The sequence below is a fragment of the Paenibacillus sp. ATY16 genome (genome assembly GCF_003399985.2).
GTDB classification, from domain to species: Bacteria; Bacillota; Bacilli; order Paenibacillales; family Paenibacillaceae; genus Pristimantibacillus; species Pristimantibacillus glycanilyticus.
This window is the reverse complement of sequence record NZ_NMOK02000037.1, coordinates 536,827-560,070: the sequence shown is the minus strand read 5'-3', so window position 1 is coordinate 560,070 and position 23,244 is coordinate 536,827. Positions and strand designations below refer to the sequence as shown.

Annotated in this window: 22 protein-coding genes and 1 riboswitch; of the genes, 21 read left to right on the top strand and 1 reads right to left on the bottom strand. The window is 52.9% G+C overall.

The features are described 5' to 3' along the window. Nucleotides 1-17 precede the first annotated feature (17 nt). Nucleotides 18-232: riboswitch (cobalamin riboswitch) on the top strand. Nucleotides 233-404: 172 nt separating this feature from the next. From CFI03_RS22895 to CFI03_RS22855, 9 genes are read left to right on the top strand one after another with little or no spacing between them, the layout of a single operon-like run. After that, on the top strand, nt 405-1,385 hold the full coding sequence (locus CFI03_RS22895; RefSeq protein ID WP_248760059.1) for an ABC transporter substrate-binding protein: 981 nt from the start codon (nt 405-407) through the stop codon (nt 1,383-1,385). A 1-nt stretch (nt 1,386) separates the two neighbouring features. Further along, on the top strand, nt 1,387-2,424 hold the full coding sequence (locus CFI03_RS22890; protein WP_248760051.1) for a FecCD family ABC transporter permease: 1,038 nt from the start codon (nt 1,387-1,389) through the stop codon (nt 2,422-2,424). Continuing rightward, nucleotides 2,421-3,227 (top strand): heme ABC transporter ATP-binding protein, encoded by an 807-nt coding sequence (locus CFI03_RS22885; protein ID WP_248760049.1) that lies wholly within the window; start codon nt 2,421-2,423, stop codon nt 3,225-3,227. The genes CFI03_RS22890 and CFI03_RS22885 overlap by 4 nt, the downstream gene beginning before the upstream one ends. Before the next feature lie 26 nt (nt 3,228-3,253). Next, entirely contained in the window at nt 3,254-4,321 is a 1,068-nt protein-coding gene (cobT, locus tag CFI03_RS22880) for a nicotinate-nucleotide--dimethylbenzimidazole phosphoribosyltransferase (RefSeq protein WP_248760115.1), read from the top strand. A gap of 11 nt (nt 4,322-4,332) precedes the next feature. Continuing rightward, nucleotides 4,333-4,941: a bifunctional adenosylcobinamide kinase/adenosylcobinamide-phosphate guanylyltransferase gene (gene cobU, locus CFI03_RS22875; protein WP_248760047.1), complete on the top strand. Its 609-nt coding sequence runs from the start codon at nt 4,333-4,335 to the stop codon at nt 4,939-4,941. Then, entirely contained in the window at nt 4,938-5,924 is a 987-nt protein-coding gene (gene cbiB / locus CFI03_RS22870; RefSeq protein WP_248760045.1) for an adenosylcobinamide-phosphate synthase CbiB, read from the top strand. The genes cobU and cbiB overlap by 4 nt, the downstream gene beginning before the upstream one ends. Beyond that, nucleotides 5,906-6,718 carry an adenosylcobinamide-GDP ribazoletransferase gene (cobS, locus tag CFI03_RS22865; protein ID WP_248760043.1) on the top strand — a complete coding sequence of 271 codons (813 nt, stop codon included), beginning with the start codon at nt 5,906-5,908 and terminating at the stop codon, nt 6,716-6,718. The genes cbiB and cobS overlap by 19 nt, the downstream gene beginning before the upstream one ends. Nucleotides 6,719-6,740: 22 nt before the next feature. Further along, entirely contained in the window at nt 6,741-7,832 is a 1,092-nt protein-coding gene (cobD, locus tag CFI03_RS22860; protein ID WP_248760041.1) for a threonine-phosphate decarboxylase CobD, read from the top strand. Next, nucleotides 7,829-8,539, top strand: coding sequence for an adenosylcobinamide amidohydrolase (locus CFI03_RS22855; RefSeq protein WP_248760039.1), 711 nt, complete (start codon nt 7,829-7,831; stop codon nt 8,537-8,539). The genes cobD and CFI03_RS22855 overlap by 4 nt, the downstream gene beginning before the upstream one ends. A gap of 62 nt (nt 8,540-8,601) precedes the next feature. On the opposite strand, the gene gluQRS is transcribed toward CFI03_RS22855, so the two are convergent. After that, on the bottom strand, nt 8,602-9,570 hold the full coding sequence (gene gluQRS, locus CFI03_RS22850; RefSeq protein WP_248760037.1) for a tRNA glutamyl-Q(34) synthetase GluQRS: 969 nt from the start codon (nt 9,568-9,570) through the stop codon (nt 8,602-8,604). 125 nt (nt 9,571-9,695) lie between these two features. Between gluQRS and corA the strand changes: the two genes are divergently transcribed. The 12 genes from corA (at nt 9,696) to bacA (ending at nt 23,192) form a co-directional block, all read left to right on the top strand. Next, a complete protein-coding gene (gene corA / locus CFI03_RS22845; protein WP_248760035.1) occupies nt 9,696-10,643 on the top strand; it encodes a magnesium/cobalt transporter CorA in 948 nt (315 codons plus the stop codon). Nucleotides 10,644-10,673: 30 nt separating this feature from the next. After that, on the top strand, nt 10,674-11,498 hold the full coding sequence (locus CFI03_RS22840) for a hypothetical protein (protein WP_248760033.1): 825 nt from the start codon (nt 10,674-10,676) through the stop codon (nt 11,496-11,498). Between the two features lie 84 nt (nt 11,499-11,582). Continuing rightward, nucleotides 11,583-14,075 carry an ATP-dependent helicase HrpB gene (gene hrpB / locus CFI03_RS22835; protein WP_248760031.1) on the top strand — a complete coding sequence of 831 codons (2,493 nt, stop codon included), beginning with the start codon at nt 11,583-11,585 and terminating at the stop codon, nt 14,073-14,075. A 25-nt stretch (nt 14,076-14,100) separates the two neighbouring features. Further along, complete coding sequence (locus tag CFI03_RS22830; RefSeq protein WP_248760023.1) at nt 14,101-14,391, top strand: DUF1294 domain-containing protein; 291 nt, start codon at nt 14,101-14,103, stop codon at nt 14,389-14,391. A 108-nt stretch (nt 14,392-14,499) separates the two neighbouring features. Further along, nucleotides 14,500-16,581, top strand: coding sequence for a HelD family protein (locus CFI03_RS22825; RefSeq protein ID WP_248760021.1), 2,082 nt, complete (start codon nt 14,500-14,502; stop codon nt 16,579-16,581). A 175-nt stretch (nt 16,582-16,756) separates the two neighbouring features. Then, complete coding sequence (locus CFI03_RS22820; protein WP_248760019.1) at nt 16,757-17,497, top strand: DsbA family protein; 741 nt, start codon at nt 16,757-16,759, stop codon at nt 17,495-17,497. A gap of 5 nt (nt 17,498-17,502) precedes the next feature. Next, nucleotides 17,503-17,949 carry a disulfide oxidoreductase gene (locus CFI03_RS22815; protein ID WP_127495163.1) on the top strand — a complete coding sequence of 149 codons (447 nt, stop codon included), beginning with the start codon at nt 17,503-17,505 and terminating at the stop codon, nt 17,947-17,949. Between the two features lie 242 nt (nt 17,950-18,191). Beyond that, nucleotides 18,192-19,286 carry a nitric oxide synthase oxygenase gene (locus CFI03_RS22810; RefSeq protein WP_248760017.1) on the top strand — a complete coding sequence of 365 codons (1,095 nt, stop codon included), beginning with the start codon at nt 18,192-18,194 and terminating at the stop codon, nt 19,284-19,286. 30 nt (nt 19,287-19,316) lie between these two features. After that, nucleotides 19,317-20,453 carry a DUF3900 domain-containing protein gene (locus CFI03_RS22805; protein ID WP_481857703.1) on the top strand — a complete coding sequence of 379 codons (1,137 nt, stop codon included), beginning with the start codon at nt 19,317-19,319 and terminating at the stop codon, nt 20,451-20,453. 14 nt (nt 20,454-20,467) lie between these two features. Then, complete coding sequence (locus CFI03_RS22800; protein ID WP_127495160.1) at nt 20,468-20,827, top strand: Lin0512 family protein; 360 nt, start codon at nt 20,468-20,470, stop codon at nt 20,825-20,827. A gap of 127 nt (nt 20,828-20,954) precedes the next feature. Then, the gene (locus CFI03_RS22795; protein ID WP_248760013.1) at nt 20,955-22,253 is read left to right on the top strand and encodes a hemolysin family protein; all 1,299 of its coding nucleotides are present in this window, start codon (nt 20,955-20,957) and stop codon (nt 22,251-22,253) included. Between the two features lie 150 nt (nt 22,254-22,403). Then, entirely contained in the window at nt 22,404-23,192 is a 789-nt protein-coding gene (bacA, locus tag CFI03_RS22790; RefSeq protein ID WP_127495158.1) for an undecaprenyl-diphosphate phosphatase, read from the top strand. The last annotated feature ends 52 nt before the right edge of the window (nt 23,193-23,244 follow it).

Here is a 23,244-nt window from a genome sequence, read left to right as displayed (position 1 = left end):
GTTACGTTGGTCGAAAACGAATAAATCATGGAACAGGTGCTGCAGGAGCCGACAGGCTGTTGCAAGCTTAATAGGGAAGTCCGGTTAAAATCCGGCACGGACCCGCCACTGTAAGAAGCGGTCTAATTTTAATTAGACCCGTGTGCCAGCTTACGTCACTGAATGCAATATTCGGGAAGACGCTGGCGCTACTGCTTCGAGTCAGGAGACCTGCCTGTTCGCATAACGCTGTACCTACGCGGAATTAGGGAAGTGTTGGAATGAGGGAACCCGTCTTTCTTTGCACGCATGCAAAAAAAGGCTTCCGGCATTTCCGGCACCTTTGCCGGGAATGCCTTTTTTTGTTTTCGATTCAAGATAAATAGAAGGGGTGCTTGGAAACAATGGTTGGGAGAAACAAAAGATTGTCGAAATTAATGCTGGCCATGCTGATGGCCGCAATTCTGGTCTTTATGGCGGCATGCGGCGCTAACAAAGCGAACACGAACGATGCGGGGAATGCGGGCGCGTCGGCATCGCCGGTTCAAAGCGAACAGCCGGCCGAAAGTCCGGCAGCCGCAGCGGAGACGGTATATCCGTTCAAGGTGACGGATGCTACTGGAACGGAATTGACGTTTGAGAAAGCTCCAGCGAAGGTCGTATCTCTCGCGCCAAGCGAGACGGAAGTTCTTTATGCGGTTGGCGCAGGCGAAGAAGTAGCCGGCGTTGACAGCTACAGCAATTATCCGGAAGAAGCGGCGTCCAAGCCTAAAGTAGGCGACATGACGACCAATATCGAAGCAGTCGCGGCTCTTAATCCCGATCTTGTAGTGGCTTCCTCTTCGATGAATACCGATGCGGTCGAGCAGCTTCGCAAGCTGAACATTACGGTTCTTGCAACGGATCCTAAAACTTACGATGAAACAATTGCCAAAATCGAGACAATCGGTAAAATAATGAATAAGAACACGGAAGCCGCGCAAGTCGCAACGCATATGCGCGATGTGAAGCAGCAGGTGACGGATGCCGTGAAGGACGCTCCGAAAAAGCTGGTTTACCTGGAATTCTCGCCAGGCTGGACGGTTGGTTCCGGCACATTCCTGGATGAACTGCTTACGATTGCCGGCGGAACGAACGTGGGCGCTTCGCAAGCAGGCTGGTATGAAGTTAGCGCGGAAGAAGTCGTGAAGCAAAACCCTGAAATTATCCTTTATCCTGATCTGGGAGAGGATCCGAATCCAATCGTTACCGGAATTAACAGCCGTCCGGGCTGGGATGCGATTGATGCGGTGAAGAACAAGCAGATGTTCGAAGTTGGCAATGACGAGACTTCGCGAGTAGGTCCGCGTCTTGCGGATGCCCTGCTGCAGGTTGCGAAAGCTCTTCACCCGGATCTTGTGAAGTAAGATGAAAAGAAAATTAGCGGTCTATGGAGGAGCAGCTTTGCTCCTTCTTGCTGTTTCTATCGTTCTAAGTTTGTCGATTGGGTCCTCCATGATTCCGTTTGCCGATGTATGGGGAATCCTCTTGCATCAGCTTCCTTGGACGGATGACGCCGGCAGTCATTGGAGTACCGGAGAGATCGCGATTGTGACGCAGGTCAGATTGTCACGCGTGCTGCTAGGCGTGCTTGTTGGCGCTTGCCTCGGGCTTGCCGGAGCGGGCTTTCAAGGCGTGCTTCGCAATCCGCTTGCCGATCCGTATACGTTAGGGGTATCATCCGGCAGCTCGGTAGGGGCGGCTTTTCTTATTTTGTTTGGTTATCAGGCCGTGCTGGGCGAATGGACGATTCCAGTTGTTGCTTTTATGACGGGAACGCTGACGCTGCTCGGCGTCTTTTTCCTGGCGCGCAGCAGGGGCGTCATGCAGATAGAGACATTGATCCTGTCCGGTGTCATCATTCAATCCTTCTTAGGCGCGTTTGTATCGTTTATGGTATCGATGTCCGACGAAGTCATTAACCAGATTCTGTTCTGGCTGATGGGGTCTCTGGCGATGAAAAACTGGGCGGACGTCTATATCGTGCTTCCGTGCTTGGTGATTGGCCTGCCGATTTTGATTGCATACGGACAAGCGCTGAATCTTTTTGTGCTTGGCGAGAGGCATGCGGCGCATCTGGGAATCCGGGTTGAACGGACAAAGCTGATCGTCCTGATCGGCTCGACGCTGCTTACCGCGGCGGCGGTGTCGGTCAGCGGAGTTATCGGCTTCGTAGGCTTGGTGGTGCCGCATCTCATCCGGTTAATGGTTGGTCCCGATTACCGGCTGCTGATTCCGCTCTCGGCGATTGGCGGAGGCATATTCGTGTTATGGTCCGATACGCTTGCAAGAATAGCCCTTGCCCCGAAAGAAATACCGCTTGGGGTCGTAACCGCTTTGCTAGGCGCGCCATTCTTCGCGTATCTGCTGTACCGGCGCAAAAAAGGACAGGAGGGCTATTCATGATCTCGGTTCAACATGTGAGCAAGAAAGTTAACGGCCGTTCTGTCCTGGAGAACCTCTCGTTTACGCTGGAGCCTGGCCGTATTCATGGCATTATCGGGCCAAACGGCGTAGGAAAGTCAACGCTGCTGCAGCTATTATCCGGCGTGACAAAGCCTTCTTCGGGCGATGTCAGCTTATCCGGCGTGAATCTGTCGAATTTTTCCCGCAAAGCGCTCGCGAGACGTTTGGCGGTTCTGCAGCAAGGCGGGTTACCCCCAGCTGGCTTTACCGTCCGCCAAGTGGTTGAAATGGGGCGTTTTCCCTATCAGAATTGGTTTGGCGATGAACGGGAGGATCATTCGGCGCTGATTGACTATACGCTGGAGTCGATGGGGCTGACGCCTTTGTCTAACCGGCCGCTTGATCAGCTAAGCGGCGGGGAGCGTCAGCGGGTAGCTCTAGCGAAGGTGATGGTGCAGGAGCCGGAAATTATTTTGCTGGATGAGCCAACGACTTATCTGGATATCGGTTATCAGGTACAGCTGCTGGATACCGTGCGGAAGTGGCAGCAGGAGCGCAATTTGACGGTTGTAGCCGTTCTGCACGATCTGAATTTGGCTTCCCTTTATTGTGATCGGATACTCGTCCTGCATAAGGGCGGAGTAGCGGCAATGGGCGCTCCAGCGGAGGTGCTTAGCGTTGAACTGATCCGTGAGGTTTATCAGACGGAAGCAACGATCGTGAAGCATCCTTTAACCGGTACGCCCCAGATTCTATTGCAGCCGAAGCAACGGGATGCCGGCAGATTAATTGAAATGACATAGAGTTCTACATACGGAGAGGAGAAAATATTGTGGCAAATGAATTAGGTGCCGAGTTAAAACAGGTGATCGAACGAATCAGACCTTTCCAAGAACAGGCTGTAATTGAAGCCAAGGCGCATTCCGACCAGCTGACAAAGCCAACCGGCAGTCTCGGGAAGCTTGAAGAGATTGCTTTTCGCTTAGCCGGGATTTCAGGAAGCCTGTGGCCGGATTTGAGCCGCAAAGCGGTAGTCGTCATGGCTGGAGACCACGGCGTATGCGAGGAAGGAGTCAGCGCGTATCCGCAAGAAGTGACCCCTCAAATGGTCCTTAATTTCTTAAGCGGCGGAGCGGCGGTAAACGTCCTCGCGCGACAGGCGGGAGCGGATGTTTATTGCGTGGATATTGGCGTAAACGCCGAGCTTGAACATCCAGGGCTAATCAGCCGGAAGGTGGTTCGAGGTACAGCCAATATGGCCAAGCAGCCTGCAATGAGCAGGGAAGAAGCGCTTCAGGCGGTTATGGCAGGCGTACAAGTAGCCAATGAGTTGGCTGAAAAAGGCTACCGGCTGTTCGCAACGGGAGAGATGGGCATCGGCAATACGACCCCAAGCGCCGCTCTGACAACCGTATTGACGGGATTATCGCCCGAATTGTCCGTTGGCAGAGGAACCGGCATTAACGATGAAAGCTGGCGGCATAAGATTGAAGTCGTGAAACGCGCGATTGCCGTTAATAAGCCCAATGCCTCGGATCCGCTTGATGTACTTGCCAAGGTAGGCGGCGCGGAAATCGCGGGATTGGCCGGATTTATCATCGGCGCGGCAGCAAACGGCTGTCCGGTTGTCGTTGACGGGTTTATTTCCTCGGTTGCCGCTCTGGTAGCCGTTCGGCTGGCGGAACAGGCGAAGCCTTATTTGTTCGCCTCCCATTTGTCACAGGAACAAGGGCATGCGGTTGTGCTGGAGTCGATGGGGCTATCTCCGATGATTCAGCTCGATATGCGGCTTGGAGAAGGGACGGGCGCCGTCTTGTGCTTCCATTTCGTTGATGCCGCTTTAAAGCTGATGCAGGAAATGGCGACCTTCTCAAGCGCCGGAGTTTCCAGGGAGTAGGTGCATCGGACATGGCTATGTTGGTGACCGGCGGAGCAAGAAGCGGCAAAAGCTCCTTCGCCGAGAAGCTTGCAGCCCGCCTCGGGGAGCAAGGGATCTACATTGCGACCAGCCGGGTCTGGGATGAGGAAATGGCGGAACGGATTTCTTTGCACCGGCAGAACCGGGAACAAGGAGGCTTTCGTTGGACCACCATGGAGGAGCCGATGGAACTTCCGGGCCGGTTGAGACAGCTGGCGAAGGAAGCCTATGAGCTGGAGCTGATGGATGAAAATTCGCCTGTGATATTGGTTGATTGTCTAACGTTATGGTTGACAAATGTTCTAATGGAAGCGGAGGAACGGGAAAAATCCGAATCTGCGGACAAAGCCCGGGATTGGTTGAATGAACAGGTTAATGAACTGGCAGCTGCCGTTCAGGAGTACATCTATCCGCTTATCCTCGTGACCAATGAAGTCGGGGACGGAATTGTACCGGCTTATCCGCTGGGTAGAAGGTTCCGCGATGAAGCCGGACGGCTGAATCAACGGATGGCTGCCTTGTCGGACAAGGTTTTCCTTGTTACGGCGGGAATTCCGGTCGAGCTGAAAGCCTTGCAATTTCGGTGGGAGAGCTTATGATCTTTTATTCTTTGCAGGAAACGCTGCTGCTTGTTGCGGCAGCTATCGTTATAGACTGGATTATCGGCGATCCGAAGTGGCCGACCCATCCCGTTATCTGGATCGGTCGGCTTATTCGCGTACTCGAGCAACGTCTTCGCAGGAACGAAGAAGGACGGAACGCCAAAGCCAGGCACATTAAGGGCATGGGCATAATTTTGACGATAATTACTCTAGCCGTATCCTATGGCATCATGTGGGGAGTAACGGCTGCGGCAGCATGGATCCATCCTTGGCTGGGGTATGCGGCAAGCGCCTGGTTTATCTCCACCACGATTGCGGTAAAAGGGCTGAAGGATGCGGCCATGCTTGTCTACCGTCCGCTTGCCGCCGGCCATTTGGAGGACGCGCGCAAATTCGTGGGATATATTGTAGGACGGGATACGGGAAATCTTACGCCACCCGAAGCTTCACGGGCAGCTGTAGAGACGGTTGCGGAAAATACGGTAGATGCGTTTGTATCGCCTATCCTGTTTGCCATCCTTGGCGGTGCGCCGCTTGCCATGCTGTACCGGGCAACAAATACGCTGGATTCCATGGTTGGTTACCGTAATGATAGTTATGTAAACTTCGGTTGGTGTTCCGCCCGAACGGACGATGTGCTCAATTATATTCCGGCACGTCTGACAGGGCTGCTGCTCACGCTTGCCGCATTTCTGAACAGGGGAATGTCGGCTGCAAGGTCCTGGGCTTCCGTTCGCCGGTTCGCCCGTTATCATCCAAGTCCAAACAGCGGTATTCCGGAATCTGCCGTGGCCGGAGCGCTTGGCATTGAGCTTGGCGGACTGAATTATTATTTCGGACAGCCAAGCGAACGGGCCAGGATGGGGTGGCCGACCAGAGCGATGGAGCCTTATGATATCGTCCGTTCCGTCCGTCTCTTGTACACGGTTAGTATTCTTATAATGGCTGGAGTGTTGGGTTTATGGTTATTGCTGCGTTAAAACGCCATGCGTTGGCAGCCGCCGCGGCTCTGCAATTTCTTACGCGGATTCCTATACCGGTAACGGTACCGTTTGAACCGGTGACGTTGGCGCGGACGGTTATTTATTTTCCAGCGGCTGGCGTGCTTATTGGGGCGATATTGGCAGGAGGATTTGCCGTGTTGGAGTTGTTCTCGCCCGCGATGCCGTCTGCCGTATTGCTGCTGGCTATTTGGACAGCGCTTAGCGGAGGCCTGCACCTCGACGGATGGATGGATACGGCAGACGGCGTGCTCAGCCACCGGTCCCGGGAGCGGATGCTGGAGATCATGAAGGACAGCCGCGTTGGGGCCATGGGCGTCATTGCTGCGGTGCTGCTGCTGCTCTTCAAATTCTCCTTGCTTGCCGAATGGTTTGGTCAGCAGGACGGCGGCCGCGTTTTATCCCTTCTAGTGATCATACCGGTCTGGAGCAGATGGTGGATGGGAGCTGCCATCGCGGGCTGGCCAAATGCCCGGCAAGGGGAAGGGATCGGCGCTTTATTCCATCTGGCATCGGGCCGACAGGTTGCGGCAGGCTTTATCGCAGCTGTCTTCGTAACGGTGCTGTGCTTGTCCCTTGACGGATTGGCTTGGCAGGAAACACTGTTGATTCTTGCCGGGTGCATTGTCTTAACGATACTTACGGGATTACTGTTCGCCGTATGGCTCAGCCGCAAGCTTGGCGGTTTGACCGGGGATACCTACGGTGCGCTGAACGAAGCCGTAGAGGCCGTATTATTATTTGCAGGAGTATTGGCCATTCACGTCATTTAGCAAGGGGAAGAGGGGAATATCCATGCTTGAACGCTATGGACACGGGGGAGATTTACGGACGGCGGAAGAAACCTTCGGCTTCCCGGCAAGACAGTTTATCGATTTCAGCTCGAATATGAATCCGTTTGGCCCGCCGGATGGAGTTAGAAGCGCCTTGGTGCATTATGCGGAGCAGATTGACCGCTATCCGGATCCGGCTGTACGCGGTCTTAGGACCAAGCTGGCGCAGCTTCACCGCGTAGACGAGCAATCCATTCTAATCGGCAACGGCGCCGCAGAGTTGATCGATTTGGTTGTGCGAGCGCTTCGCCCGGCCGTTACGGCATTAGCTTATCCATGCTTTACGGAATACGGTGACGCGGTGATGAAGACCGGCGGTTCAATTACACCAATTATGTTGTCTGCCGACAATGATTTTGTCTTGAATTCATCGATGATAGAAGATTCGGAAGCAGCCTTTTATATGATTGGGTCGCCTAACAATCCAACCGGACAACTGGTGGATCCGGCACTGATCATGAAGCTGCTGTATAACGGCGCAACGGTTGTGGTGGATGAAGCCTTTATGGATTTTGTGCCGGAGGAAGAGAGCTATACCCTTCTGAGGGAAGCGGCGTCGCATGAGAGGTTATTCGTCATCCGGTCGATGACCAAATTTTATGCCGTACCGGGTATTCGTCTAGGCTATATGGTAGGAGCGCCTCATAAAATTTCGGAATTGCGCAGACTTCAGGTACCATGGAGCGTAAATTCCTTGGCCCAGCAGATTGGAGAAGCGGTGCTGGATGAGAAGGAGTATGCCGCGCGCACGATGGATTGGCTGCTGGAGGAGCGTCCATGGCTGATCGGCAAGCTAGAGGCGCTTGGCTTCCGGGTTATTCCGGGGAAGGTGAATTATTTGCTTGTCCGGCTGCCGCATATTCCAGGATTAACGGCCGCGGGTCTGCAGCACGAAATGGGAAGAATGGGAATTCTCATCCGCGATGCCTCGCATTTTATCGGTCTGGATGAGTCGTATTGCCGCTTTGCGGTTAAGCTCCGCCATCAGAATGAATGGCTGCTGGAGGCGCTGGACCGTTCTTTGTCCAAGTTCCGTGAGGCGGCAACTCGATGAGCCAGCCCTTTAGGCAAGGCCAGCATTATTGTTCGAGGTTATGGGACGGGGTAAGCATTACCCTTCGGGAAGAACGGCTGGAAATAGGTTGTCCAGGAAAGTTAAGGACGTTAAGCAATGCGATTCATACCGGTGGCCTGGCCGAGGCGGATGTTATCGTGAACTGGAAGGTGCCTCTGCATTACAGCGGTACAGACCCTGCACGAGATACGTCCGATCAATTGAGGCAATGGGGCTATAAGCCGGAACATACGATAGGCCTGCTGACCGCGGCGAAGCTGACGCATGCTTCCGTAGCGGAGCTGGAAGGGGATTGCTTCAAGCTGCTGTGCCTGACGACGGCGGGGACCCGGAATGCGGCCAGAGCGGGCTTGCCGAGGGAAACGTTCTCCGCGTATTCCGCGGGCACCATTAATACGGTGCTGCTTGTGGATGGTCAAATGACCGATTCGGCGATGACAAACGCGATTATTACGTACGCCGAAGCGAAAGCTGCGGCTCTTGCCGATCTGCGGCTGATGGATCCCGAAACAAGCAGGATTGCAACCGGTACCACGACGGATGCCGTCGTGGTTGGGGTTAGCGGCAATCCTGCCTATCAGGCAGTGCATGCTTATGCGGGAGCAGCCACAACCATTGGTAATGCGATAGGCCGTCTTGTTTACGAGACCGTGCATGAAGCTTGCCGGACACAACACGAGAGCTGATTCAGCCATTCACGTCTTGCGTGAAGGGCTGGAACCGGCTCTCGTGTTTTTTTGCCGATCCATTAGTTGAACAGCTGCTTCATTAAAGTCTCGCTGATCGTAATCGGTTCATTGGGAATCCGGCCTTGATCGAAATACCCGATGAGCTCGGTCGCGGCAATGGGCTCGAATCTGTCCGTTTGACCGGCAAGAAAAGCTAGCCAGCCTATAATACGCTCGGGTCCTACGCCAGCTTCCTTTAAGCCGGCAATCGAGGTATCGCCATGCCGTTTGGCCAGCCTTTTTCCATCCTCGCCCATCAACAGAGGAACATGGGCGAAGCGGGGAGCGGGAAGCCCCAGCGCTTCGTACAAGAGCAGCTGGCGCGGGGTGGAATCCATCAGATCCGCTCCGCGCAGAACATCGGTCATGTTCATGGCAGCGTCATCGATAACGACCGCTAGCTGGTAGCTGATGATGCCATCCGCGCGGCGGACCACAAAGTCGCCGCCAACCCCCGGAGGGAATCGCAGCGTTCCCGCAATACCGTCTTCGTAAGTAATCGCTCTTGCCTCGTCCACCTTAAACCGCAGGGATGGGGTCTTGGCTTCGCGCCGTTCCCGCTGCTGCTCCAGCGTCAAATGCCGGCATGTTCCGGCATAAGCGGGACCCTCGGAGGATAACCCGTGAGGGGCGCTGGCAACCGCAAGCAGCTCCGCCCGGCTGCAGAAACATGGATATAGCTTATCGCCTGCAAGCAGCTTGTTCAGCGCCTCTTCATAGAGCGGGATACGCTCGCTTTGCGTATACGGGGAATGGGGTCCTCCGACATCGGGTCCCTCATCCCAATCAAGTCCCAGCCAGCGAAGATCGGCAAGTGCTTGTCCAGCAAGCTCCGGGCGGCATCTCGGACCGTCGATGTCTTCCATCCGCAGCACGAATTGCCCGTTTTGGCTGCGGATCTGCAGCCAGGCGATCAGCGCTGCCCAGGCATTGCCTACATGCATCAGTCCGGACGGAGTAGGAGCGAAGCGTCCGCGTATATTCGACATATCGATCGACTCTCCTTTATTGACACCGATGATAGCACGACTATTTTGAACGACGCAACTTTTTTACAGAATGGCGGTTTCGCGTTAAAATAAGAGAATCGGTTATCACGATGGAGGATTCGGCTATGATTCGGATAAAAGGATATACGAAACAAAAAACATGGGTCAACGACATCGCGTTGGAGGATCTCAAAAAGCTCGATCTTGACTGGTATTGGGTCGATTTCAGCGAGCCGGAAGCCTCGGAGACGAAGCTTCTCGATACATACTTTCATTTTCATCCGCTGGCGATTGAGGACTGCTGTCATCTGCTGCAGCGGCCTAAGCTGGACCATTACGACGATACGCATTTCTTCGTGCTGCATTCGGTTAACTCGCGCAGCCTGGATGTGGAGGAGGTCAATTTATTTATTGGCCCCCGATTTATCGTGACCTATCACGTAAAAAATTCGGAAGAGATTAACGAAGCGTGGGCCAAAATACAAGCTGCCTCCAAGCTGGGAAACGACGGCTATTTGTTTGCGGCTTATATGGTTATCGACCAGCTGGTTGACGAGTATTTCCCTGCCGTACAGGAACTGGAGGAGCAGGTGCTTGATATGGAGATCGGCAGCGAAAGCGCGAATCAAATGACGATGGACGAAATCTTCAACATTCGTTCAAGGCTGCTGCGTCTCCGCAAGACGATCCTGCCAATGCGGGACCTGCTCTATCGAACACTGAATACGGAACGGATTGAAGGATTAAAAGGTTATCTGGCGTTCTATCACGACGTGTACGACCATCTTCTGAAGCTGACTGAAATGACCGACGCCTCGCGCGAAATGACATCGGATTTGCGCGACAGCTTTATGTCGTACAACGCGAACCGGATGAATGCCATCATGAAGACGTTAACGGTAATCACAACGATCTTTATGCCGCTGACGTTTCTGGCCGGGATCTACGGAATGAATTTCGAGAATATGCCGGAGTTGAAATGGCATTGGGGATATTTCGGGCTAATCGGATTTATGGTCATGATTGGTATAGCCATGTACATCTGGTTCCGCAGGAAAGGCTGGTTTGATTAGAAAAACAATTTCCAGGAATTGGGGTTTTTCATGGAGAATCCATCAGTTGCGGGCTTGGATAGGAAAAGAAAGCTACAAATCGCCGGTATCATGGCGGGCATCTTTCTATTGCTGGGGCTGCTGTTTGCCGTGATGATCTACGCCATGCAGACGAAAAGCGAAGGGTTGAAGCGGGATGCAAATGCTCCGTCTGCTTATATTTATGAAGAAATTGAAGCATCCAACGGCATGAAGCTTCACGTGCTGGAGACAAGGCCTTCGAATATCACTCTGGCCTCTATTCGGAACAACATCTCTTTAACGCCTTATTACGGAGTAAACGGCGGATTTTTTTATGAGAATTCTCTGTTAAGCATCGCCGTGGTAGACGGACTGCCGGTCAATGGGGCTCCTGATGATTACGGATCCGGTGCGGAGAATGTCAAGTATGCACGCGGAACATTAGTCTGGGACGGAGCTTCGGACAAGCTGTCCGTGCAGGTGGTAAGCGAAGCCGCCGATTTGAAGGTTATGGACCACACCAGGTTTTGGGCGCAGGGCGGCATAAGCATGAGTCTGATGCAGAATCAGAACTGGCTTGAGCAGATCGAGACGGAACAAGCGCCATATCCGGACGATGCCCGTTTGCGTTCGGCCGCCGTCTATGACCGGGAAGGATTGCTCTTTCTGGTCGTTAGCAGCTCGAAGGGGTCGCTGAAGGCTTTTCGCGATGCGATAATAGAAAAGGTTGGCAGAGGCATGCTGGTGGACGGGATTTTTCTTGACGGGGACGGTTCGTCCCAGCTTCGTTCCGCGGAAAAAACATTAACCGGGGATAACCGGCCGGTGGTTCAAATGATGAGGCTGGTCAAATAATTCACGCCATTAACTATCATAATTAATGGCATTAAATAAAAGGTGTTTAATGAGGTTAAATAAAAGCGGGGGAATGTATAACTTATGAAGCAACTGCCTATTGACGCCGTACTGCCGGAGCTGCTGCAAGCCTTGCGGGACGGAACAAACGCGGTGCTTGTCGCAGAGCCCGGAGCCGGCAAGACAACCCGGGTTCCGCTGGCGCTTCTTCAAGAGAAATGGCTGGGCGGGCGGAAAATCGTGATGCTGGAACCGCGCCGGCTTGCCGCGCGATCCGCAGCCAAATTTATGGCAACCTCATTGGGGGAACAAGTCGGAGAGACTGTCGGCTACCGTGTAAGGCTGGATACGAAGGTAAGCGCAAAAACGAGAATCGAAGTGGTCACGGAAGGCGTACTGACCCGCATGCTGCAGGAGGATCAGGCGCTTGAACAGGTTGGGGCGGTTCTGTTCGACGAATTCCACGAACGCCACCTTCATGGGGATCTTGGCCTGGCGTTAACCCTGCAGTCCCAGTCGCTGCTGAGGGAGGAGCTTCGCCTTCTCGTTATGTCAGCCACGCTTGACGCGGAGCCTGTCGCAGAATTGCTTGGCGGGGCACCAGTGATCCAAAGCAGCGGGCGCGTCTTTCCGGTTGAGACCGTCTACCGTAGTACGAGGGTAGAAGGCAGGATTGAAACGCTAGTTGCTTCCACTATAGTGGAAGCTATTCGGGAACATGAGGGCGACGTCCTAGTATTCCTGCCCGGAGTAGGAGAGATCAGGCGAACGGCAGGCCTTCTTGCGCAATCCGGACTAGCTTCATCGATCCGAATCTCTGAGCTTCATGGCAATCTTCCGCTGGAAGCGCAGGATGCGGCTGTTGCTCCCTGCAAACCCGGAGAACGCAAGGTAGTATTGGCGACCTCCATTGCGGAATCCAGCTTAACCGTCGAAGGGATTCGTATCGTTGTGGATTGCGGACTGATGAGGGTTCCGAAATTTTCTCCCCGCACCGGGATGACGCGCCTGGAGACAGTGCCTGTCTCGCAAGCCTCGGCCGACCAACGCAGAGGCCGGGCAGGACGGCTTGCGCCAGGCGTCTGCTACCGGCTGTGGACGGAGCAGGAGCATCCTTATTTACCGCCGCATAACACGCCGGAGCTGCTTGAAGCGGATTTGGCTCCGCTTGCTCTGGAGCTGTCTGCATGGGGGGCCGACGAACCGGGTGAATTGATGTGGCTGGACGCTCCCCCGCAGGCTGCCTACCGTCAAGCGCTTGAGCTTTTGAAGCTGCTCCAGGCTCTTGATGCGGATGGCCGAATAACAAGCCGGGGGGCACGAATGGGCAAGCTTGGCCTTCATCCAAGGCTGGGGTTTATGCTGCTTAAGGCAGAAGAGCTGAATCTGTTAGATGAAGCATGCGAGCTGGCCGGATTACTTAGCGAGCGTGATTTATTGCCGCAGGAGCGGAATGTCGATGTATCGCTTCGGCTTGAAGCTCTGCACGGAGCAGGCGGTAGACTGGAGGCTGACCGCGGAGTCGTGCAGCGGATTAAAGCACAAGCCAAGCAGTGGCGGCAGATGGTGAAAGCTAAGGAGCAGGAGGATCAAGGCAAACGGGATTGGAAGGGAACCTCCTATGCGGGTCTGCTGATTGCTTTGGCTTACCCGGACCGGATCGCGCAAAAACGGGCGGATGGCCGTTATTTGCTGGCGAATGGCCGCGGTGCCGCGCTGCCGGAGCTTCAGCCCTTGTCGCGGTCTGCCTTCTTGGCTGCAGCGGAGCTTGACGATGCGGGCAGCGAAAGCCGCATACGCCTTGCAGCCGAGCTGGATCTAGATATGCTCGAGCAGGCAGCCGGTGAACAGTTTCAAGTGGAAGAGAGCGTCGAATGGGATCCCGGAGCGCAAGCGGTGCGCGCACGAAGACGCATACGGCTTGGATCGATTATATTAAAGGAAACGCCAATTCAGCAGCCAGCGCCGGAGTTGATTGCGGCAGCGCTGGCTGATGGCATAGCAAGCGCTGGTCTTGGTCTGCTCTCGATGTCGAAGGCGGCAACGCAATTGCAGGCAAGAATGCAGCTGATGGCGCATCATAACAGCGGATGGCCGGATGTATCCGAAGCTGCGCTGCTCGCTACCGTTCACGATTGGCTGCTACCGCATCTGTACGGCATGAAGAACAAGTCGGACTTGCAGCGTCTTAACATGGTGCAGCTGCTTGAAGGGCTGCTGACTTGGGGGCAGCGGCAGGAGCTTGACGAGCAGGTACCTACGCATATGACGGTGCCTAGCGGCTCGCGGATTCCGATTGATTACAGCGATCCGGACGCGCCTTTCATTGCCGTAAGGCTTCAGGAGCTGTTCGGGCTGCAAGAGACGCCGCGCCTCGCTGGGGGAAGGCTGCCATTGACGCTTCATCTATTATCGCCTTCCCAAAGGCCGGTGCAGGTGACCAGAGATTTAAGAAGCTTCTGGAACGAAGCCTATTTCGAAGTGAAAAAAGACTTGAAAGGACGGTATCCGAAGCATTATTGGCCGGATGATCCGTATGCGGCGCAGCCAACGAACCGGGTAAAGCCGCGTACGTAATCGATTGCAGGAAGGGGATACGAGCATGATCCTGTTGATTATTTATTTGCTTGTCGTTAATATAACCGCGTTTGCGATGATGGGAATGGACAAAAGCTATGCTAGACGCAAGAAGAGGCGCATTCCGGAAAAAAGGCTGTTTGGAGTAAGCGCAATCGGCGGAGCTTTAGGGGCCTGGATAGGCATGCAGGCATGGAGGCACAAAACGAAGCATGCCTCTTTCCGGGTCGGAATTCCGTTGTTGTTCATTTTTAACCTTGTCGTGATTTATTATTTGGCGGGATTGATCGGGATGAATTTCAATTTCGTTGCTTAAGGCATTTGTCCTGTGGTATATTGGTTATTCGTTTTTTGCAAAGCAAGATACTGCAGTTGACTATAATGGAGTCAACAGTGCAGTCATTCTTTTTAGGAGGTAACTGACATGACCACGGTTCAAAGTGCCTATCAAGAAGAACAAGAAAGGCTGGCTCGGTCGCTCGACGATATCAAGAGTCAGCTGGCAGGCATTGGTCCCCGTTATACGGGCGACGATTTTACGGAGCAGATGCTCGATCTGCAGCGCGAGGAGCGCAAACAGCGTCTGGAGGTTGCATTCCGCGAGCCTTATTTCGGGCGGATTGATTTCGAGGAGCTGCCGGAAGGCGAGAAGAAGCCGCTGTATATCGGCAAGGCAGGCGTTGCCAAGCAAGGCAGCAACGAGCTGCTTGTCATCGATTGGCGCGCGCCGGTCGCCAGCTTGTTCTATTCTTTTACGGGCGGGGAGGATGCGGCTACATACACGGCGCCGGAAGGCGATATCCAAGGCTATGTGCATCTGAAACGCAATTTTATGGTGCGGCAGGGCGAGCTTGTCCGCATGGTTGACAGTTACGTGCGCGGGAAGGAAGAAGAGTCCGTAACGGATGAATTCCTCTTATACCGCTTGGGCGAGAACAAAGATAACAAATTGCGGGATATCGTCTCGACGATCCAGCATGAACAGGACCGGATTATCCGTTCCGAACGGAGCAAAGCGTTGTTCATACAAGGGGTAGCGGGAAGCGGTAAAACGACAGTGGCCCTTCATAGACTGGCGTTTCTTCTTTATCAATACGCGGATCGGGTAAAAGCGGAACGGATGATTATATTCGCTCCCAACCGAATGTTTCTGGATTACATTTCCGGCGTTCTTCCCGAGCTTGGCGTAGGCGATATTTTGCAGACGACGTTTGCGGACTGGTCGCTTGAGCTGTTAGGGCACGAGGTGAAGCTGAGAAGCGCATCGGATGCCTTGGCTTACTGGTTCGAGCAGCATCGTACGGCGGTTGAGATGGCAAATGCGCCAGGCCGGATCAAAGGGTCGCTGGCCTTCAAAGAAGCGATCGATTCCCGGATAGAAGAGCTGGCGCAGCGGATCGTTCCGGTTATTCCGTTTGAACCGCTGCCAGGTCTTGTGCTGCAGCCGGAGCAAATGAAGGAATGGTACGAGACGGATTACGGCGACGAGACTTTGATGCAAAAGCGCGAACGGCTAGTGAACCGCATCCGCCGCTGGTATGAATCGGAGCTTAAGCTGCGCAAGGTTGTGGATAAGAAGCTGCGCGCCAAAGCGCAGACCAAGCTCACTGCCTTTGCGAAAAAGATCCCATCTTACACGGCACCGCAGCTATATACGGCTTTATTCCAAGGCAAGCAAGCCGTGTCCGTCATTCCGAAGGATATCGCGGCAGCTACGGCCGCCGCGTTGAAGGATGGCGTGGTTGAAGCGGAGGATCTGGCACCGTTAGTCTACATCCATTTGCGGCTGTATGGATTAAAGATCCCGGCTTACGATCATATCGTTATTGACGAGGCGCAGGATTACTCGCCATTCCAGCTGGAAGCCCTGAAGCTTTGCCAACGAACGCCGTCGATGACGGTACTCGGCGATCTTCAGCAAGGCATTCACGCATACGCAGGAATTAACAGCTGGACGGAGCTGATCCAGCTCTTTAACGAGGAACAGACCGGCTTTTTCGAGCTGAACCGCAGCTATCGTTCGACCATGGAAATCATCGAATTCGCGAACCGAATTCTAGGCGCGATGGGCGGCGGGGTAAAACCGGCGGTGCCGGTGTTCCGGAGCGGAGACCCGGTTGAGGTTGTGAAGGCGGACCAAGCCGCATGGCAGAAGCAGATTGCGCAGTCCGTCCGTGAGTGGCAGGCTGACGGCCAGTTCCAGACGATTTCGGTTATCGGCCGTACCGCGGAGCAATGCGCGGAGCTGCATGATTATCTGGTTAGCGAAGGGCTCGAGGCGTCGCTGGTACAGAGCAAACAGCCAGAGTACGGCGGGGGGCTGTCGGTCGTGCCGGTCTATTTGTCGAAGGGGCTGGAGTTCGACGCGGTACTCATTGCGGACGCCGGAGCCGATATGTATACGCAGGATGACGCTAAGCTTTTGTATGTAGGCTGCACGCGTGCTCTTCATAAGCTGAAGCTGCTGCACCGTGATTCTTTAACGACATTAATTAACGAAGAATAGCCGAATAAATATGACAGTATTTCGTCATGTCACAGCTAGTTATTGACATTAAAGCCCGTTGTAACTACACTGGTCACAAGTACAGGCCCATCATCGGCGCCAGGCACTGGAAATTGTGCCTGGCGCCGGATACGGCCAACGACATTATTCAAATGCCGGGGAGGAATGGACAAGTTTGGGCACTCAAGCAAAAGCAAAGGCCAAGCAGCAGCGGCCAAGACAAGGCACTTACAAGCAGCCGGTAAAGAAGCAATCCAATAAATCGCTTATTGTTTTGACGCTGGCGATCGTAGCCGTAATCGTAGTTATCATTTTAGGTATTAATCATCAATCCAAGCAGCAGGCTGATCTTGCAAACAAGGTATACAACATCGATTATACGGGATTGCCGGTTAAGGGGAATGCGGAGGCTCCGGTCAAAATCGTCGAGTTCGGCGACTACAAATGCCCCATTTGCCAGTATTTTGCGCAAAACGTAGAACCGCAGCTGGAGAAAGACTTTATCGATACGGGCAAAGCGGCTTTGTATTTCGCGAACTATACCTTTATCGGTCCCGACTCAACAACAGCGGCATTGGCTGCCGAAGCAGTGCAGCAGCAAGCCGGCGACGAAGCGTTCTGGACGTATTACAAAACGATCTATGATAATCAAAAGGACGAGAAGACCAAATGGGCAACCTCGGACTACCTTGTTCAGCTCGCGAAGGACGCGAAGCTTACGCTTGACTTCGACAAGCTGAAGAAGGATATCGACGATAAAACGTATCAAAGCGAAGTGAACAAAGACAACGCAAAAGTAGGCCCGCTGAATGTAACGGGTACGCCAACGCTCTTTATTAACGGCGTCCAATATGCCGGCAACCTTGATTACGCGAGTATCAAAGCGGCAATCGACGAAGCTGTGAATAAGGAGTAGGGAACTTGACAACGACAACCGAATCCGAAATCTATGAAAGCTGGTTTCAGCGATATGGTTTATATTTGGCTTGGCTTGTCGCTCTAGTCGCTACGGGCGGGTCCTTGTATTTTAGCGAAATCCGCGGCTTTATACCTTGCGATCTGTGCTGGTACCAGCGAATTTTCATGTACCCGCAGGTCATTCTGCTTGGAATCGCGGCTTATCGCGGCGACCGCCGCATCATCGGTTATGTTCTGCCGCTGAGCATCATCGGAATGCTGATTTCGATCTATCACAATTTCGAAATCTGGTTTCCGAAGGTGGGCGATATGATGCCATGCCGCTCGGGTATTCCGTGCAACTATGATTATCTGAACTGGCTGGGCTTCATCACCATCCCGCTGATGGCCTTGACCGCTTTTATTTTAATTACCGTTCTTCTGGTGCTTGGCCGCCAAAAAAGCGAGTAATGAAAAAATGAAATCGCCTATTTCCCTCTGTGGTAGGAAAGCTTTCAACAGCTTCTTCTTGCCTAAAGGGAGGGGGCGATTTTCTTTTGAGATGATGCTTTCAAACGCAATTGTGACAAGCCGGTTAAATAAAACCATGAACAATAAGTGAACGCCCCTTTTTCGCTCGCGGCAAAGTGGCATGCTCCTTCAAAATACGTTATCGTAAGAAGAAAGTTGTTGGATAGAGAGCAGGTGCGAGCATGATTGCAACGGAATTATATAAAGAGGCGGAGCCGTTTATCGCCAATTGCTACAGTGAGCTGGGCAAGACGGAATCGGAAGCATTGGACCGTCTGAAGGAAATCGAGCAGTCGATTGAGAGCAAGGGCTACTATGTACATACGTTGGAGGAGCTTCGGCATGGAGCGAGGATGGCCTGGCGGAACAGCAACCGTTGCATAGGCCGGTTATTCTGGCAATCGCTTGAAGTGATCGATGCGCGTTCTTTAGAGGATGCCGATCAAATAGCCGAACAGGTATTTAATCATATTAAATATGCGACAAACGAAGGACGTATCCGTCCCGCTATTACGGTATTCGCGCCGCAATTCGGAGATCGGCAGATCCGGATTTGGAACCATCAGCTTGTACGATATGCTGGTTACGATACGGGAAGCGGAATACTGGGGGATCCGGCATCTTTGGATTTTACCCGGGTGTGCACGGATTTGGGCTGGAAAGGGGCGGGAACCGCGTATGACGTGCTGCCGCTTGTCATTCAGGTGAATGACGATCCTCCAAGATGGTACGAGCATCCGGAAGGACTAGTGAAGGAAGTACCGTTGTCTCATCCCGAAATTGAACGGTTTGAAGAGCTGGCTCTGAAATGGTACGCGGTTCCTTTCATTTCGGATATGAAGCTGGAAATCGGCGGTATCACATACACGGCCGCACCCTTCAACGGCTGGTATATGGGGACGGAGATAGGAGCGCGCAATCTGGCCGACTTCAACCGCTACAACAAGCTTCCTGAGGTTGCCCGGCTGATGGGGCTGGATATGTCGACCAATACATCGCTATGGAAGGATCGTGCGCTCGTCGAGCTGAATGTCGCGGTTATTCACTCCTTCAAAAAGCACGGCGTGAGCATTGTGGACCATCATACGGCCTCGGAGCAGTTCATGCGGTTCGCCCAGCAGGAGCAAAATAACGACAGGCCGCTGACCGGCCGATGGTCCTGGCTCATCCCGCCGATGTCGCCTTCTACGACGCCGGTATGGCATCGCGGGTTTGACAATACGGAGCTGAAGCCGGCTTACGGCTATCAGAAGGCTCCTTATACCCGGAAAAATTAATAAGCCAAGGTCATGGGGGAAAACTAAAAAGTGGATTTCAGAATGGAATATCTCTCTTTCTTCGTTATTGTAACGGATGGCGAGGACAGCTCTTCCTCGAAGCGGTATAAGCATTTTCAAACGCTGGAGGAAGACGATTATGAAGACAGCGAGATCAAACGTTTTCTCGACGGGGAATTTACGCGGATTGTCAAAAGAAAAGTAGAACGCAACCCCAATACCGAAAATGCGCCAACGAAAATCGGCCGCTTCATGGTTGAGCCGGGTTACGAGCTGGGGAGCAACCAGAACTACAACCTGTTCCAACGCTTGCGGGAAGCGGACTCGAAAGAACGCTTCATCGGGATCGCCGACGAACTGGTCCATATTTATATGGATACGACGGCCGTTCGGGGCGGAGCTTTTATCATTGCGAGGGCTAAGCTAAACACGTATTTCGACGAACCTTTCCTCTTCCTGCTTAAATGCGATTTCGAACCAAAGATTGCACGGATTTCCGATGAACGGAGCTTGATTTCGCATGTCGAAATGGCGATCAGCGCACGGGGGATGAAGTCAATTCAATATCCGCATATGCCCGAGGAAGGATCGCTTGACCATTGGGAGCTCAAAATCCATCAGGCTTCGCATGCCCGTTATTTCGAGGATTTCCTGAAGTTCGTGTCTTACGAAAAGCCGCTTCCCGAGGTTATGGGCGAACAAGTGCTGGGCATGGTCCAGCAGTACATGGAGGATAAGTGGCAGGCTGAGCCGGAAAGCACGGAAAGACGCGAGGAAGAGAATGCGATCGAGGTATGGGCAGCCAGCGAGAAGCGCGAGCTTCAGGAATATTGGACCCATGAGCAGGTGAGCACGGCTTCGGCAGCGCTTGTCGAGCAAAAGCCGGATCTGCCGTTTTCGTTCAAGCTTGGCGGCGTAACCGTTAAGGGGCTGCTGGCCGACTTCGGAATCACGCTGCATTTTGCTAAACATAATGGACGTTATGTTGCCGTTATTGAAGGAGATGCCTTCCAGTTCGAGAAAGGGGTCTCGCCTGTCGAATTGCTACTGCCTCCGGATCTGGAGCAGCTCCTGCCGATTATCGGCACGAACGTCAAGGAAGAAGAACCGGCTATACAGCCGTATGAAGAGGCGTCATCCGCGCAGGATGACGACGTACCTTGGTAACGGAGGGGAATTCAATGGACAAATTATTTTTTATCGAGATCGGAATGGGCTGCGATCTGCACGGCCAGAACGTAACGAAAGCTGCGGTTAGAGCGGTCCAGAACGCGATCCATCATAATTCGATGCCCGGACTGCGTTCGGTCCTGCCTGGCGGGACGTTGGACAACATGAAGGTCCATGTCAAGCTGGCTGTGCCTTGCGACAAGGAACTTCTTGACGTAGAGCAAGTGAAGGCTGTATTGCCATACGGTCAGGTCACGGTGGAAATTATGGATGGCGGGATGATGACGACAAGCGGAGTCGTACTGCCGGACAAGGATGACAAAAACGATCTGATCTACATCGTTAACGCTTCGGTGGAAGTTGGTTATTAATAAGATGCGCTAGTTAAACCGTATTCGGATCTCGCTGATCCGGATACGGTTTATTTTTTCAGGATTCATGAGCGGCCAAGGAGGGTAAAATACTTGTAATTACGAACAGTGCCGAGGAGAGACGCTTATGGTTCTGAAACTGATCTTGTTTGCGGTGCTGCTGTTTTGTTCTGCCTTCTTCGTAGCAACAGAATTCGCAGTTGTCCGTCTCCGCCCCAGCAGGGTGAACCAAATGGTCGCGGAAGGTGTCCGAAACGGGACCGCGGTGCAAAATGTAATTACGCATTTGGACAGTTATTTGTCCGCCTGTCAGCTGGGCATCACGATTACGGCGCTGGGTTTGGGCTGGCTTGGCGAACCTACCGTTCATGATCTGCTGGATCCGCTGTTTCACAGCTTGCATATCGGCGGAAATCTGGTTAACGTGCTGTCCTTTATTATATCCTTCGCAGTGGTGACCTATCTTCACGTCGTGCTTGGCGAGCTTGCGCCAAAGACGGTTGCAATCATTAAGCCGGAGCAAATCAGCTTAACCGCAGCTCCGATTATCATCGTTTTTTATAAAGTGATGTTCCCTTTTATCTGGCTGCTTAACGGCTCCGCCAACAGTATCGTCCGATTGATGGGCTTCAAGCCGACGGGCGAGCATGAAGCTCATTCGGAGGAAGAGATCAAAAGCATCATGTCGGAGAGCTTCGAGAACGGCAAAATCAATCAAAGCGAGCTCAGCTATGTGAACCGGATATTTGAATTCGATGAACGTCTGGCAAGGGAAATCATGGTGCCGCGTACCGACATGGTTTGTTTGTTTATCGAGAATTCCAAGGTGGAGAATATCTCGATTATCCGGCGCGAGCAATATACGCGGTTCCCGGTTGCGAAAGGAAGCAAGGACAATATTATCGGCATCATCAATACGAAGCAGTTCTTCATGCAGTACTTCGGCAATGATGAGACCGATGTTGCCACGCTTCTGCAGCCGGTTATGTCGGTACCGGAGGTGATGCCCATCAAGAAGCTTCTCCGGAAAATGCAGCAGGAGCGGGTGCATATCGCTATTCTGCTTGACGAATACGGCGGGACGTCCGGGTTGATTACGATTGAGGATATTCTCGAGGAAATTGTCGGCGAGATCCGCGACGAATTTGACGCCGACGAGGTGAAGGAAATCGATGCCATCGAGCCGAATCGTTTTATAGTAGACGGCAAAGCCTTAATCAGCGAGGTAAATGAAGCGCTTGGCTCCCACCTGGAAAGCCATGACGTGGACTCGATCGGAGGATGGCTGTTTAATCAATATCCCGATTTGCAGGCCGGGGTGCCTCAGGATTACGAAGAGCTGACCTTCATTATCCGCGAGAAGGAACGGCATCGCATCCGCAAGATTGAAATCATCGTCAATATCGTTAACCTCGTTAACGAATAAGGACTAATCAGCCGTATTCCGATGTTCGGGATGCGGCTTTTCTCCTAAAACGTTGGTTGCTTTCGCTTGTCTCCTCCTTGTGCTATGATAATAAGGTTGGTTAACTCAGAAAAATAAGCGAAAGAAAATTTAGGAGATGGAGGACTACATTTGGGAGATTTATTTAATGCCATTATTATGGGCATCATTGAAGGGCTTACGGAATTTTTGCCTGTCTCTTCAACAGGCCACTTGATTCTGACAGCAGAGTTGTTAAACTTTCAGGATGACCGGGCAAAGGTCTTTGAGGTTGTTATCCAATTAGGCGCCGTACTTGCCGTCCTCGTATTGTACTGGAGAAAGTTTTTGGGCTTGCTGAAATTCGATTTCAGAAAAGGATCGGGCGTTAACGCTATTCACTTTGTACTTGCCATGATTCCTGCCGGAGTAATTGGAGTTTTGTTTCATGATGTTATCAAAGATTATTTATTCAGCTCCGCAACGGTGCTTGTCGGTCTCGTAGCAGGCGGTATCCTGATGATCGTAGCAGACCGGTTGAAAAAGAAAGTTACCGCGGAAGAGCTGGATGACATTACATACAAGCAAGCTTTTGCTATCGGTATGTTCCAGGTTCTTGCCTTGTGGCCAGGCTTTTCCCGTTCCGGTTCGACGATCTCGGGCGGCATGTTCTTTGGCGCAAGCCAAAAGGCGGCAGCCGAATTTACGTTTATGGTATCGGTGCCGATTATGGCGGGTGCCAGCGGCATTGACTTGATCAAGAGCCGCGAGTTCTTAACGGCATCGGACGCTCCGCTGTTTATTATCGGTTTCGTTGCTGCGTTTATCGTTGCGATGATCGCGATTGTGACGTTCCTGAACCTGATCAAGCGTCTTAGCTTGTCGTGGTTCGCATATTACCGCTTTGCTCTTGCAATTGTATTTGCTTTTATTATTCTGTAAACAACAAAAGGATGATCCTCATGGCTTAAAGCCAACGGGATCATCCTTTTTT

Bases quoted from the DNA above. Each gene is read 5' to 3' on its own strand.
- CFI03_RS22890 (WP_248760051.1), top strand. From the start codon at position 1,387: ATGAAAAGAAAATTAGCGGTCTATGGAGGAGCAGCTTTGCTCCTTCTT.
- CFI03_RS22885 (WP_248760049.1), top strand. From the start codon at position 2,421: ATGATCTCGGTTCAACATGTGAGCAAGAAAGTTAACGGCCGTTCTGTC.
- cobU (WP_248760047.1), top strand. From the start codon at position 4,333: ATGGCTATGTTGGTGACCGGCGGAGCAAGAAGCGGCAAAAGCTCCTTC.
- cbiB (WP_248760045.1), top strand. From the start codon at position 4,938: ATGATCTTTTATTCTTTGCAGGAAACGCTGCTGCTTGTTGCGGCAGCT.
- cobS (WP_248760043.1), top strand. From the start codon at position 5,906: ATGGTTATTGCTGCGTTAAAACGCCATGCGTTGGCAGCCGCCGCGGCT.
- cobD (WP_248760041.1), top strand. From the start codon at position 6,741: ATGCTTGAACGCTATGGACACGGGGGAGATTTACGGACGGCGGAAGAA.
- CFI03_RS22855 (WP_248760039.1), top strand. From the start codon at position 7,829: ATGAGCCAGCCCTTTAGGCAAGGCCAGCATTATTGTTCGAGGTTATGG.
- gluQRS (WP_248760037.1), bottom strand. From the start codon at position 9,570: ATGTCGAATATACGCGGACGCTTCGCTCCTACTCCGTCCGGACTGATG.
- corA (WP_248760035.1), top strand. From the start codon at position 9,696: ATGATTCGGATAAAAGGATATACGAAACAAAAAACATGGGTCAACGAC.
- CFI03_RS22840 (WP_248760033.1), top strand. From the start codon at position 10,674: ATGGAGAATCCATCAGTTGCGGGCTTGGATAGGAAAAGAAAGCTACAA.
- hrpB (WP_248760031.1), top strand. From the start codon at position 11,583: ATGAAGCAACTGCCTATTGACGCCGTACTGCCGGAGCTGCTGCAAGCC.
- CFI03_RS22830 (WP_248760023.1), top strand. From the start codon at position 14,101: ATGATCCTGTTGATTATTTATTTGCTTGTCGTTAATATAACCGCGTTT.
- CFI03_RS22825 (WP_248760021.1), top strand. From the start codon at position 14,500: ATGACCACGGTTCAAAGTGCCTATCAAGAAGAACAAGAAAGGCTGGCT.
- CFI03_RS22810 (WP_248760017.1), top strand. From the start codon at position 18,192: ATGATTGCAACGGAATTATATAAAGAGGCGGAGCCGTTTATCGCCAAT.
- CFI03_RS22800 (WP_127495160.1), top strand. From the start codon at position 20,468: ATGGACAAATTATTTTTTATCGAGATCGGAATGGGCTGCGATCTGCAC.
- CFI03_RS22795 (WP_248760013.1), top strand. From the start codon at position 20,955: ATGGTTCTGAAACTGATCTTGTTTGCGGTGCTGCTGTTTTGTTCTGCC.